Here is a 13,162-nt window from a genome sequence, read left to right as displayed (position 1 = left end):
CATCCCGGTGTCATGGGCCATGGGTGGCACAACCTGAAAGGGTGTTGCGGGGCGAGCGAAACCTCAGAACGGTCCCGCCCGTATTCATTAATCAATTTTTGGAAGAGTGTTACCAAGTTGATAACATTAACTATCAGTTAAGATAATGTCCTTAATTTATCCATTCTGTATCCCTTTCTGCGAGGCAATACAGGTGGGTTCTGCGGGGACCAGGGGGACTGGCCAATATGACGATGCTCAAGCAAATTCACATCCCGGATTATCCGGCATGGGTCCCGGAACCGGTCCGGCATTATCTGGCGCATACGGTTGACGGCACGTCGATCCGGGCTTTGGCCCGGCAGCGTGATGTGCATCCGTCCACAATCCTGCGGCAGGTGCGCAGCTGCGAGGCACGGCGCGATGATCCGCTGATTGATGCCGCGCTGCGCGCCTTGTCCGTTCCCACCCAAGCCCCAAGCGATACAGAAAGCACTGCCATGCTGCACTATGTTCCCGTTTCCATGCCCGTCGCCCCCGGTGTGTCCCAAAGCCGCCTGAACCGCGAGGCGCTGCACGTGCTGCGTCGCCTGTGCGAGCCGCGCGCCATCATGGCAGTGGCCCGCGACATGGATAGCGCCGTTATCGTGCGCGAGGACGGGACGGGCGGCACCCTGCGCACCGCGGTTGTCGAGGCAGAGATTGCCCAGGCTATCGCCTTGCAAAACTGGGTCAGCTGCCCTGATCCGGATGCGCGGATCGCCCGCTATCACATCACCGGCCTTGGCCGCACCGAACTGCGCCGCCTGACCGCCGCCGAGGAAAACCGCGCAAGCGGGTTTGCCGATCTGGGGGCCGACAACGACTGGACCCGGCCAGAGCCTTCTGCCGCCGCCGCCCGCTTTATCGCGACAGAGACGCCGCTGATCGGCCTGTCGCGCCGCCGGGGCAAGGATGGCAAGCCGTTCCTGAACCGCGATCTTGTCCGCGTCGGAGAGCGGCTGCGCGAGGATTTCGTTCTGTCCCAGCCCGGACCGGATGTCGGCGAGGACTGGCGCTGCGGGCTGACGGACGGCGTGGCCGTGCACCCCGCAACGCAGGCCGCAAGAGAGCGTGTAATTGCCGCGCTGGACGATCTGGGGCCGGGGCTGCAGGATGCCGCCCTGCGCTGCTGCTGCCTGCTTGAAGGGCTGGAAGTCACCGAAAAGCGCCTTGGCTGGTCGGCGCGGTCGGGCAAGATCGTGCTGCGCATCTCGCTTCAGCGATTGGTGCGCCATTATGAGCAGACCATCGGGAAATTCGCCCCGCGCATTGGCTAACAGCCTGCGGCAATGCGCATGGCGGACCTGCGGGGCAGGCAATGGACTTTTGCCCCGCGCGCCCTTAGGTGTTGGGCGATCACAGATAAAAGGCCCGCATCCCATGCGCGATCTGAAAATTCCTGCCCAGCGCCACCCGGAAAAAGCCAAGCGTCCCGACGCCGCCCAACCGAAAAAGCCCGATTGGATCAGGGTCAAGGCCCCCACGTCGGAAGGGTATCGCCAGACGCGCGATATCATGCGCGAACACAAGCTGACGACCGTCTGCGAAGAGGCCGGTTGCCCCAATGTCGGCGAATGCTGGAGCCAGGGCCACGCAACCATGATGATCATGGGCGAAGTTTGCACCCGGGCCTGCACCTTTTGCAACATCGCAACCGGTAAACCGCCAGAGGCGTTGGACGTGTTCGAACCAGGCCGTGTCGCTGATGCGGTGAAAAAGCTGGGACTGAACCACGTCGTCATCACATCCGTAGACCGCGACGACGTCGAGGACGGCGGGGCAGAGCATTTTGCCCAGACCATCCGCGCCATCCGCCGCCAGGCACCGCAGACCACGATCGAGATTTTGACACCGGATTTCATTCGCTGCGATCCGTCAGTGCTTGAAATCGTCGTGGCTGCCAAGCCGGACGTGTTCAACCACAACCTTGAAACCGTGCCGGGCCTTTATCCCGAAGTGCGCCCCGGCGCGCGGTATTTCCATTCGCTGCGCCTGCTGCAGCGGGTAAAGGAACTTGATCCCACCATGTTCACGAAATCGGGCATCATGGTCGGCTTGGGCGAAGACCGGCAGGCTGTGATGCAGGTCATGGAAGACATGCGCGCCGCCGATATCGATTTTCTGACCATCGGTCAGTATCTGCAACCGACGCCAAAGCATCACCGCGTTGACCGGTTCGTCACGCCAGAGGAATTTGCAGGCTACGAAAAAGCCGCCTTTGGCAAAGGGTTCCTGATGGTATCTGCCTCGCCGCTGACGCGGTCGTCCTATCATGCGGGCGACGACTTTGCGCGGTTGCGGGCGGCACGTCTGGCCAAGTTCGGCTAAGCAGGGGGTTCGCGGCGGCCGTTGCCACCGGACCGCCCATAGAATTTCCCCATGGACCGCCGCCCGCGCTGCGGTGTCGGTCACGGTGATCAGAAAGGCGGCATCACGTGTCATGCCGCCTTTGATGCATCACGATGATTTAATTTGTCGTGAATGGTCGCAAGTTCTGGCGCTGCATTTCGACATCGGCACCCAGCAGCCATTCAGCGCCTGCAAGCGCAAGGCAGGCCGCAACCACGCCCAGAACAAGCCACACGCGCCGCGCCGATGGCGGATTGCGCGCCCAGCGGCTGGCGTGCAGCAGCCAGCGCGGGTTCATGCCTCGTCCGTGAACCGCACCTGACCGATATAGGGCAGGTTGCGATTGCGCTGCGCAAAGTCGATGCCATAGCCCACGACAAAGGCGTCGGGAATTTCGAATCCTGTCCAGTCGGCGCGGAAATCCACCTCGCGGCGGGCGGGTTTATCCAGCAGGGCAATGGTTTTCAGCCGCGCCGGATGGCGCGAGCGCAGATAATCGGTCACATGGGACAGGGTGTGCCCGGTGTCGACGATATCTTCGACGATCAGCACATCGCGGCCTTCGATGGTGCCCCGCAAGTCCTTGAGGATGCGGACCTCGCGGCTGCTTTCCATGCCGTCGCCATAAGATGACGCCTCGATGAAATCGACTTCGACGGGCAGTTCCAGTTCGCGCACAAGGTCGGCGATGAACACAAAGGACCCGCGCAGCAGGCCGACAACGACCAGTTTATCCGTGCCGTTAAAGGCGTCATGAATGTCGCGGGCCAGCGCCTCTATCCTTGCGGCGATGGATTTGGCGCTGATCATCTGGTCGATAACATAGGGGCGTGACATGCAATACCTGTCGGGCAAGGGTTGATTTCTGCGCACCTTTTACGACATCACAAGGTGAAGTCACACCGTGAAAGTCATCTATGCCCGTCCACGACGAAACCCGCGTTCTGCCTTATACCGCCGATCAGATGTATGCCCTTGTGGCGGATGTCGAAAGCTATCCCAAATTCCTGCCCTGGACGGCGGCTGCGCGTCTGCGGTCAACGGATGAACAGGGCGACCATACCATTTTGCTGGCCGATCTGGTCGTGTCGTTCAAAGTATTTCGCGAAACCTTTGGCAGCAAGGTCACGCTGTGGCCGGAAAAAAAGCAGATCGATACGGAATATATCGACGGCCCGTTCAAACACCTGAACAGCCGCTGGACGTTCGAGGATGCACCCGAAGGCTGCAAGGTTCATTTTCACGTCGATTTCGAATTTAAGAATCGCATCCTGCAAGGGGCTGCGGGCATGTTCTTTAATCAGGCGATGCAGACCATCGTAAAGGCTTTTGAAAAGCGCGCCGCCACGCTTTACGGATCGCCTGCCTGATTAAGGGTTGGAACGCAAAAGGGGCCGCCCAACAGGCGGCCCCTTTCGTTTTTGTGGCTTTAAATTAGGAATTCAGATCGTAAGCCCGCTCGCCATGTACCGCCAGATCAAGGCCTGTCGTCTCGGTCTCTTGATCCACGCGCAGGTGGGTGATGCCGCGGCAAACGTAGATCAGCGCGATCGTCACAACCGTAGTCCACAGGCCGACAATCGCCAGCGATCCCAGCTGTGCCGTCCATGTGCCTGCGCCAAAGGCCGCGATCATGATCGTGCCAAAGATGCCGCCAACACCGTGCACGGCAAAGACGTCCAGCGTGTCGTCGATCACCAGTTTGTTGCGCACAAGGGTCACGACTTCTTGGCACAGCACACCTGCGACAGCGCCGATGATCAACGCCTCGATCGGGGTGATGAAACCGGCGGCGGGTGTAACACTGGCAAGGCCCGCAATGGTGCCGGTGACAAGGCCAACCATGGACGCACGGCCGAACTTGATCCGTTCCCACAGGGCCCAGGTCAGGGATGCGGCGGCAGCGGACAGGTGCGTCACGGTGATCGCCATGGCAGCGCCTGCATCAGCGGCCAGCTGGCTGCCCCCGTTAAAGCCGAACCAGCCGACCCACAGCATCGCGGCCCCGATCATAACCATGCCGGGGTTATGCGGCGGCTTTGCCTTGTCGCGCCGTGCGCCAAGGAAAATCGCAAGGATAAAGGCCGCCAGACCTGCGGTTTCATGCACGACGATTCCGCCGGCAAAGTCGCGCACGCCGACGTCGCCAAAGATGCCGCCATCGGCCAGGAATCCGCCGCCCCAGACCCAATGCACCACCGGCGCATAACAGATCAGCATCCATAGCGCCGAAAACAGCAGCACAAAGCCAAAGCCGATGCGTTCCACATAGGCACCGACGATCAGCGCGGGGGTGATGATCGCGAATGTCATCTGGAAGGCAAAGAACAGGATCTCTGGCAGCGTGCCGGTCAGGCTGTCCAGCGCGACACCGTTCAGAAACAGCTTGTCCAGACCGCCCCAAAAGGGGCCGTCCCCGCCAAAGGCGATGGAATAGCCAAAGGCAAACCAAAGCACGCTCATCAAGCAAGCGATGGCATAGCAGTGCATGAACACGCTGAGCACGTTCCGGGCGCGCACCAGTCCACCGTAAAACAAGGCCAGTCCCGGCAGCGTCATGAACAGCACAAGTTCCGTCGCGACCATGATCCAGGCGGTATCCGCAGCATTCATATCTAACCCCTCCACTTTTGGTTCCGGCCGCAATGGCGGAACAGCCATCGCCAAGGAAAGAGGCAGATGCGTTTAAAGGCGCGACATTTTAAGGCAATGCGCAAATTGCATGGCAATTAGGCTGCTTTACGGGGTTGTGCCTAATTATCAATCGAAAATTGAACAATGCCAGCGGCAAGCAAGCCAAGCCCGTGCGCCAATGCGGCCGCCCTTACACCGCCTCGGCCAAGTGCGCCAAACTCCACCGTTTCTGTATGCAGCCCGTCGCCGGCTGCGATGCCAAAGCAGACCCGGCCTTCGGGCTTATGCTCTGACCCGCCGGGGCCTGCGATGCCCGTCACGGACAGGGCGATCTGCGCGTCGGATTGATCGAACGCGCCCTGCGCCATCTCGCGGGCGATCTCTTCTGACACGGCACCGAAGTCGTCCAGCGTATCCTGCAGGATGCCCAGCATCTGCATCTTGGCGCTGTTGGAATAGGTGACCCATCCGCGATCAAACACGGCAGAGCTGCCAGCGATATCTGTCAGCGCCGCCGCGATCATCCCGCCTGTGCAGCTTTCGGCCAAGGCGATCTTGATCCCGCGGGCGCGGGCAAGGTCCAAAAGCTGCGCTGCATCCGTCATTGCAAGATGATCCCGTGATAAAGGCCGGCAAAGAGCACGACGCCGATGGCGGCGAAGATGCCCGCGATCACATCATCCAGCATCACGCCCAGCGGATCACCGCGCCGGTCGGCCCAGCCAACGGGCCCCCACTTCTTGATGTCGAACAGGCGGAACAGGGCAAAGGCCGCAACCCAGCCCGGCCACAGCGCCGTATAGGACGCGCCGACATTGGCCGCGCCAATCGCCAGTGGCCACAGGGCGATCCACTGTCCGACGACTTCGTCCACCACGATCTCGGACGGGTCCTCGTTTCCCGACCGCCGGGTTTCATGCACGGTCGCCCACCATCCAAGGCCAAACAGCGCGGCGGTACCGATGATTAACAGCCACGGCCCGCCGAGGATCATAAGAAACAGGCCAAGGGGCAGGGCGGCCAGTGACCCCCATGTCCCCGGCGCGGGGCGCAGGTAGCCGATATAAAAGACGGTCGCGATCAGTCGTGTCATTTTGCCACCAATGCTGCGGTTGCGATGGCGGCTATGCCTTCCTCGCGTCCGGTAAACCCAAGCCGTTCCGACGTCGTCGCCTTGACGCTGATGCGTCCGGCATCCAGCCTCATGATACCGGCCATCGCAGCACGCATGGCCGCCTGATGCGGGCCGACCTTGGGGTATTCGCATACCAATGTGCAATCGATGTTCGAAATGACATAGCCCATATCGGCGGCCAGTTGCACAGCATGGCGCAGAAAGATCTGGCTTTCAGCGCCTTTCCACTGCGGATCGGACGGCGGAAAGTGCACGCCGATATCGCCCTGCGCCAGTGCGCCGTAAATCGCATCCGTCACTGCATGCATCCCAACGTCAGCGTCGGAATGTCCCTGAAGCCCCCGTGCATGCGGCACGGCTACGCCGCACAGCATCACATGATCCCCCGGCCCAAAGCGGTGCACGTCATAGCCATTGCCTAGCCTGATATCCATCGGTTCCCTCAGCAGTTTTTCGGCACGCGCGAAATCCTCGCGGTGCGTGATTTTCAGATTATCTTCATCCCCCGCCACAATGGCAACGTCCAGCCCCGCGGCGCGGGCCACGGCGACGTCATCGGCGGCGGGCATGGTGTGCGCAGCATGGGCGGCGCGTATGGCCTCGGTATGAAAGCCCTGCGGCGTCTGCGCGCGAAACAGCCCTTCGCGATCCTGCACGCCGGTCACATGGCGGTCGCCGCGCCACAGTGCATCGGTCACGGCCAGCGCGGGGGCGGCGCCGGGGGTATCGCCAAGCGCAGCAAGGACGCGGTCAATCACAGCAGCGCTGATCAGCGGGCGTGCCGCGTCATGGATCAAGACATGATCGCTGGTCACTGCCGCCAGCCCCGCCATGACCGAGGCTTGCCGCGTCGCACCGCCCGCAACGACCGTGACGGAATCGTCCGTCCAGCGGTCCAGCTCCTCCGGATGAAGAACCAGCACGATCCCGTCGATCTTCGGATGGCGGGCAAAAGCCGCGACGGTCCGCGACAAAACGGTTGTCCCGCCAAGGCTTTGCCATTGCTTTGGCGTTGCGCCTCCGGCACGAAGGCCGCGTCCGGCAGCGACGATAATTGCGGTTGTGCTTGGCAAGGCCGGCTTCCTTTTCGCGCGAATGACACAGGGCGTGACTAACGATCAGCCAAACACTACGCAATCACTGGGCTGTCGCCTAATTTTTGGGCGATTGCCTGCATAAACCGGCCGATTGGACTGCGCCGCGTTGTCACCCTGCGTTGCAGCGTCTAAATCAGAACGCAGACGCACAGCCTTTAGGCAAAAGATGAATTTGACAGCAGTACCCACTTTCTTGCCTGACCCACCGGTGGCCCTTGCGCCGCTGGCTGGCATTTCCGACCTGCCATTTCGCCAATTGGTGGCCAGCTTTGGCGCGGGCTGGGTCGTGTCGGAAATGGTCGCCTCTCAGGATATGGTTCAGGCGAAACCGTCAGTGCGCGACCGGGCAGAGCTTGGCTTTGACCAAAGCGCCACCGCCGTGCAACTGGCCGGCCGCGACGCCTATTGGATGGCAGAGGCTGCGCGTATGGTCGCGGATAACGGTGCGGCCGTCATCGACATCAACATGGGGTGCCCCGCGAAAAAGGTGACGGGCGGCCTGTCCGGTTCCGCCTTGCTGCGCACGCCTGATCACGCGCTGAGCCTGATCGAGGCGGTGGTGAACGCCGTGGATATTCCCGTGACGCTGAAAACGCGCCTTGGCTGGGACGACGACAGTCTGAACGCGCCTGATGTGGCGCGCCGGGCGCAGGATGCAGGCATCGCGCTGGTGACGATCCACGGACGCACGCGGTGCCAGTTTTATAAGGGAAGCGCTGACTGGGCCGCGATCCGCCGGGTGCGCGATGCGGTCACGATCCCTGTGATTGCCAACGGCGACATCACCGATAGCGCCGCAGCACAGGCCGCGCTGGACCAGTCGGGTGCCGATGGCGTCATGGTTGGGCGGGGTGCGCAGGGGCGGCCTTGGGTGCTGGCGCAGATCTGCAGCGAACTTTATGGCACAGCCGCACCAGAAATGCCGGAAGGGCATGCATTTTCTGACATGGTATCAAAACATTACGAGGCGATGTTGATGTTCTATGGCAGCGAACTTGGGCTTCGCGTCGCCCGCAAACATCTGGGATGGTATATGGACGTGGCCAACACCCCGCGCGATCTGCGCGGCGCGGTTTTAACATTAAATAATCCGGCTAAGGTCTTGTCCTTACTGCCAGATGCCCTGATCCAACCCGCACAGGTGGCCGCATGATCGAAGATGAAGCTCTTTGGACGTCGCTGCCGGTTCCGGCCCTTTTGCTGGACGCAAACGACGTTATTTTGCAATCCAATCCGGCTGCCGAAAGCTTTCTGAACCTGTCGGCCAAAACGCTGGTAGGAGAGGTGGTCTGGGAGAAGGTGCTGATCGACGCGCCGCTGGAAGTCCCGTTCGAGCGGGCAAGAGAGCAGCGGACATCCTTGTTTATCAACGACGTGGACGTGGGATCGGGCATGCGGGCACCGCTGCATTGCAATATCCAGTTTGCACCTCTGACCGGCCAGGACGGGGTGACGATCATGATGATCAGCCCGCAGCAGATCGTCAGCCGCCTGAACCAGAATGCCATGTCCGGCAAGGCCGCGCGGTCTGCCATCGGCATGGCCGAAATGCTGGCGCATGAAATTAAGAACCCCCTTGCGGGCATCACAGGCGCGGCGCAACTGCTGTCCATGGGGCTGGAGCCGCAGGATCAGGAGCTGACCGATCTGATCGTCGCTGAATCGCGCCGCATCGTTAAGCTGCTGGAGCAGGTCGAACAGTTCGGCAACCTGCGCCCGGCCTTGCGCAAGTCGATCAATATTCATGACACGCTGGACCGGGCGCGGCAGTCTGCCTCTGTCGGGTTTGCGGCGCATATGATGTTTCTGACGGATTACGATCCGTCCTTGCCCCGCGCGCTGGCCGATGCAGACCAGTTGCAGCAGGTCTTTCAGAACCTGATCAAGAACGCGGCAGAGGCCGGCGGCCCCGGCGGCACGATCCGTCTGCGTACCTTTTACGACGCATCCTTGCGGGTGATGCAGGCCGACGGCACGCAGGCGCGTTTGCCGCTGCAGATCGAGGTGATCGACGACGGTCCCGGCCTGCCGCCCGATATCGCCGCAGATGTATTCGAGCCTTTTGTGTCGGGCCGTGAAAACGGCACCGGACTGGGCCTCGCGCTGGTGAGCAAGCTGATGCACGACGGCGGCGGCTGGATCACGGTCGATTCCGGCCCCGGCCGCACCGTGTTTCGCCTGTCCTTGCCACTGGCAGATTCAAACGACGACGGAGAAAACTGATGGATGGAACGGTTCTGGTAGCGGACGACGACCGCACGATCCGCACGGTACTGACGCAGGCGCTGACACGGGCAGGATGTAAGGTGCATGCGACGTCCAGCCTTGTGACCCTGATGCGCTGGGTGGACGAGGGCAAAGGCGATCTTGTCATTTCCGACGTCATCATGCCTGACGGCAACGGGCTGGAACAGCTACCCCTGATCGCAAAGGCGCGGCCCGGCATGCCGGTCATCGTGATTTCGGCGCAGAATACGATCATGACGGCAATTCAAGCGGCAGAGGCGGACGCCTACGACTACTTGCCCAAGCCGTTCGATCTGCCCGATCTGATGAAACGCGCTGCCCGCGCGCTAGAGGTAAAGCGCCACGCCAATGCCACCCCGCGCCAGATCGAACGGTCCGATGCGGCATCCGATCTGCCGCTGGTCGGGCGGACGCCCGCGATGCAAACGCTATACCGCCTTGTCGCGCGGGTCATGAACACCGCGCTACCCGTGCTGATCACTGGCGAATCCGGGACTGGTAAATCGCTGATTGCCCGGGCCGTGCACGACTTTTCCGACCGCCGGTCGCTGCCGTTCGTAACAGTGACTTCCGCCGATCTTGCGGGCGCGGATGGCCCCAGCATGATCCTGTCGCGGGCCAAGGGCGGCACCATTTTGTTCGATGAAATCGGCGACTTCGACGCAGGCGCGCAGGCGCGTATCGTGCGCCTGCTTGATACGCTGGGCGATAATGCGCCGCGCATCATGGCAACGTCCCAAGGCAACCTAAGCGCCCTGATCGAAGAAGGCGCGTTCCGCGACGATCTGTTTTATCGCCTGTCGGGCGTCACCATCGCCGTGCCGGCGCTGCGCGAACGGGTCGATGATATTCCCTTGCTGGCCGACCATTTCCTTGGCGCGGCAGAGCGGGACGGCGCGCCGCTGCGCCGCCTGTCGCCCGGCGCGATGGACATGGTGCGCGCCTACAGCTGGCCGGGCAACGTGCGCCAGTTGGAAAACACCGTGCGCCGGCTTGTCTTTACCGCGGCGGCCGATGAAATCACCCGCGCCGAAGTCGACGCCGTGTTGGGCAATCAGCCTGCGATGGAACCGATGCGCGGCGGCGCAGAAGGTGAAAAGCTGTCGGTGTCCGTAGGCCGCCATCTGCAGCGCTATTTCGATTTGCACGGCGGAACCTTGCCGCCTCCAGGCCTGTACAACCGCATCCTGCGCGAAGTTGAGGCACCCCTGATCGAGATCGCCTTGGACGCGACGGGGGGAAATCAGGCGAAATGTGCTGATTTATTGGGAATTAACCGAAATACCCTCAGAAAGAAGATCACAGACCTCGATATTCGCGTGACACGGCGCCGCAAATTGATGTAAAACCGCAACATAATCGTGGCCCCGGAACGACATTGTTCCGGCAGGACCACACAATATGGCGGTAACGGCGGGGTTAAACCTGCCACGGTGACAGGGCGAAGCGCGTGGAGCGTTCCCTTTTGGGCATGAATTTCCAACGGCTGGCCCGTTGGCGGCGCAGACGTGCCGTGCAGAATGCGACGACCGTTGGTCTTGTCGTACTTGGCCCCGCCTTGACGATCGCAACCTTTGTGATCCTTGGCGGTCCGCTGGAACAGGGCGCGTCGTCGCCTGTTCTGCGGCTGATCCTGCTGGCCGACCTGGTCTATATCATCATGGTTGCGGGGCTGGTGATCCAGCGCGTGACATCCATGATCGTGGCGCGGCGCAACAAATCCGCGGGCTCGCGGCTGCACTTGCGACTGACGGGCGTGTTTGTGGCGCTGGCGTTGATCCCGACGGTGCTGGTCGCGGTCTTTGCCGTGCTATCGATTAACCTGGGCTTTGAAGGCTGGTTTTCAGAGCGGGTCCAGAACGTGCTGGGCACGTCGCTGACCACAGCGCAGGCATACGACAATCAGGAACGCAGCGAATTATTGCGCGATGGCAATGCCTTGGCTGCCTATCTTAATCTGGAACGGCAGACCAATTTCTTTATGGACGACGGGGATGTGCGTCAGGCGATTGCCGGTGTGCAAAACCAGCTTGATCGCGGCCTGACCGAAGTTTTCTTTCTGAACGGCGCGGGCGATATCATGACCCGCGGCGGCAAGTCCTATGATTTCAACTACGAGCGCCCCACACCCGAAGATTTCGCCGTCGCCTCACAGACCGGTGTGCAGATCATCGAAGACGGCGCGAATAACGAATTCCGCGCCCTGATCGCGATGGGATCGTTTCAGGACCGCTATCTTTATGTAACCCGCGCCGTGGACGGGGAAATCCTGTCGCTGCTGGACGATACCGAAGAAACCGTCGCGCTTTACGAACAGCTTGAACGCGATCGCGGTCAGCTGCTGTTCCAGTTCGGCTTTCTTTACCTTGGCTTTGCGATGATCCTGATCTTGGCGGCCACCTGGACTGGTCTGCAGTTTGCAGAGCGTCTGTCGCGTCCTGTCGGGCGGTTGGTGACGGCATCGCAGCGCGTGGGCGCAGGCGATCTGGATGTGCGCGTGATCGAGGATGACGGCAACGACGAGATCAGCCAGCTTGGCCATTACTTTAACCAGATGACCAGCCGTTTGAAGGGACAGCGCGATGACCTGATGGACAGCAACCGGCTGTTCGATTCCGTTCTTAGCTCTGTGACCTCTGGCGTTGTGGGTCTGGATGCAGTGGGGCGGGTTGCCTTTATGAACCCGTCCGCGACGCGCCTGTTGTCGCTGGGTCAGGGCGAGGCTGCGGCGACAGAGCTGTCAGTCGCTGTGCCGGAATTCGGGCCCTTATTCGAACGTCTGCGCCGCGAAGGGCGCGCTGCTGTGCAGGAACAGATCAATCTGGTGCGCGGCGGATCGCAGGAAAGCCTGCTGGTGCGCATGGCCCCGCGGACCGGCACGGACGGCACACTGGACGGCTATGTGGTCGCCTTTGACGACGTCACCGATCTGGTCAGTGCGCAGCGCATGGCCGCTTGGGGCGATGTTGCCCGCCGCATCGCACATGAAATCAAGAACCCGCTGACACCGATCCAGCTGTCTGCGGAACGGATCAAACGCAAGTTTTCAGCCGAGGTGCAGGACAGCGACAAGCTGGACCAGATGACCGATGTGATTGTGCGCCAGACCAACGATCTGCGCCGCATCGTGGACGAGTTCAGCAAATTCGCCCGCATGCCCGAACCGCAACTGGCGCAAAGCGATCTGACCCGCCTGATCCGGGATGCTGTCACCTTGCAAGAGGCGGGTCAGCCGGACGTTACCATCAAACTTGATTTGCCAGACCCAGCCGTGCTGGCGGATCTGGACGATACGATGATCGGGCAGGCGCTAAACAACCTGATCAAGAACGCCGGAGAGGCGATCGAGACCCTGCAAGACACCGGCGCAGAGGTCGCGCCGCAAATACGCGTCGAACTGACGCAAACTCCCCTTCAAGCGCGCATCGCGATTTCCGATAACGGCATTGGCTTGCCCGAAGATCGTGCGCGCCTGTTCGAACCCTATGTGACGACGCGCGACAAGGGCACCGGGCTTGGCCTGCCGATCGTGCGCAAGATCATCGAAGAACACGGCGGCTCCCTGTCCCTGACGGATGCCGTTCCTTTTGACGATAGCGGGCGCCGCGGTGCCTGCGCCGTTATCCTGCTGCCGCTGTCCCCCGTGGGCGCGGCGGCCACAAAAATACCAGCATGAGGT

At 61.5% G+C, this 13,162-nt stretch carries 13 protein-coding genes; 7 read left to right on the top strand and 6 right to left on the bottom strand.

The window, feature by feature from the left end; all coding sequences use genetic code 11:
• Window positions 1-227 precede the first annotated feature (227 nt).
• A complete protein-coding gene (locus tag SJY10_RS10105) occupies window positions 228-1,298 on the top strand; it encodes a DUF6456 domain-containing protein (RefSeq protein ID WP_386682138.1) in 1,071 nt (356 codons plus the stop codon).
• A 103-nt stretch (window positions 1,299-1,401) separates the two neighbouring features.
• The gene (lipA, locus tag SJY10_RS10100; RefSeq protein ID WP_386682136.1) at window positions 1,402-2,349 is read left to right on the top strand and encodes a lipoyl synthase; all 948 of its coding nucleotides are present in this window, start codon (window positions 1,402-1,404) and stop codon (window positions 2,347-2,349) included.
• 139 nt (window positions 2,350-2,488) lie between these two features.
• Here the strand turns inward: lipA and SJY10_RS10095 are convergent, their stop codons facing one another.
• Together SJY10_RS10095 and hpt are read right to left on the bottom strand one after the other, a co-directional pair.
• Complete coding sequence (locus tag SJY10_RS10095; RefSeq protein WP_386682134.1) at window positions 2,489-2,668, bottom strand: hypothetical protein; 180 nt, start codon at window positions 2,666-2,668, stop codon at window positions 2,489-2,491.
• Window positions 2,665-3,207 carry a hypoxanthine phosphoribosyltransferase gene (hpt, locus tag SJY10_RS10090; protein ID WP_386682132.1) on the bottom strand — a complete coding sequence of 181 codons (543 nt, stop codon included), beginning with the start codon at window positions 3,205-3,207 and terminating at the stop codon, window positions 2,665-2,667. The genes SJY10_RS10095 and hpt overlap by 4 nt, the downstream gene beginning before the upstream one ends.
• An 80-nt stretch (window positions 3,208-3,287) precedes the next feature.
• Here hpt and SJY10_RS10085 point away from each other — a divergent pair, with 80 nt between their 5' ends.
• A complete protein-coding gene (locus SJY10_RS10085; RefSeq protein WP_386682131.1) occupies window positions 3,288-3,740 on the top strand; it encodes a type II toxin-antitoxin system RatA family toxin in 453 nt (150 codons plus the stop codon).
• Between the two features lie 64 nt (window positions 3,741-3,804).
• Here SJY10_RS10085 and SJY10_RS10080 read toward each other — a convergent pair whose 3' ends face one another.
• The 4 genes from SJY10_RS10080 to SJY10_RS10065 form a co-directional block, all read right to left on the bottom strand.
• A complete protein-coding gene (locus SJY10_RS10080; RefSeq protein ID WP_386682129.1) occupies window positions 3,805-4,983 on the bottom strand; it encodes an ammonium transporter in 1,179 nt (392 codons plus the stop codon).
• A gap of 140 nt (window positions 4,984-5,123) precedes the next feature.
• Entirely contained in the window at window positions 5,124-5,609 is a 486-nt protein-coding gene (locus SJY10_RS10075; RefSeq protein WP_386682127.1) for a CinA family protein, read from the bottom strand.
• On the bottom strand, window positions 5,606-6,097 hold the full coding sequence (locus tag SJY10_RS10070) for a phosphatidylglycerophosphatase A (RefSeq protein ID WP_386682125.1): 492 nt from the start codon (window positions 6,095-6,097) through the stop codon (window positions 5,606-5,608). The genes SJY10_RS10075 and SJY10_RS10070 overlap by 4 nt, the downstream gene beginning before the upstream one ends.
• Window positions 6,094-7,212 (bottom strand): bifunctional 2-C-methyl-D-erythritol 4-phosphate cytidylyltransferase/2-C-methyl-D-erythritol 2,4-cyclodiphosphate synthase, encoded by a 1,119-nt coding sequence (locus SJY10_RS10065; RefSeq protein ID WP_386682123.1) that lies wholly within the window; start codon window positions 7,210-7,212, stop codon window positions 6,094-6,096. The genes SJY10_RS10070 and SJY10_RS10065 overlap by 4 nt, the downstream gene beginning before the upstream one ends.
• 190 nt (window positions 7,213-7,402) lie before the next feature.
• Here SJY10_RS10065 and dusB point away from each other — a divergent pair, with 190 nt between their 5' ends.
• The 4 genes from dusB (at window position 7,403) to SJY10_RS10045 (ending at window position 13,159) form a co-directional block, all read left to right on the top strand.
• Window positions 7,403-8,389, top strand: coding sequence for a tRNA dihydrouridine synthase DusB (gene dusB, locus SJY10_RS10060; protein ID WP_386682121.1), 987 nt, complete (start codon window positions 7,403-7,405; stop codon window positions 8,387-8,389).
• The gene (locus tag SJY10_RS10055) at window positions 8,386-9,459 is read left to right on the top strand and encodes a nitrogen regulation protein NR(II) (protein WP_386682119.1); all 1,074 of its coding nucleotides are present in this window, start codon (window positions 8,386-8,388) and stop codon (window positions 9,457-9,459) included. Before dusB ends, SJY10_RS10055 begins: the two co-directional genes overlap by 4 nt.
• The gene (locus SJY10_RS10050) at window positions 9,459-10,829 is read left to right on the top strand and encodes a response regulator (protein WP_386682117.1); all 1,371 of its coding nucleotides are present in this window, start codon (window positions 9,459-9,461) and stop codon (window positions 10,827-10,829) included. The genes SJY10_RS10055 and SJY10_RS10050 overlap by 1 nt, the downstream gene beginning before the upstream one ends.
• Before the next feature lie 125 nt (window positions 10,830-10,954).
• Window positions 10,955-13,159 carry an ATP-binding protein gene (locus tag SJY10_RS10045; RefSeq protein WP_386684606.1) on the top strand — a complete coding sequence of 735 codons (2,205 nt, stop codon included), beginning with the start codon at window positions 10,955-10,957 and terminating at the stop codon, window positions 13,157-13,159.
• Window positions 13,160-13,162: the final 3 nt, after the last annotated feature.

This window comes from Loktanella sp. R86503 (genome assembly GCF_042466455.1).
Lineage (GTDB): Bacteria > Pseudomonadota > Alphaproteobacteria > Rhodobacterales > Rhodobacteraceae > Loktanella.
Note: the sequence above shows the minus strand (reverse complement) of the source record. Positions and strands in the feature narration are given on the sequence as shown.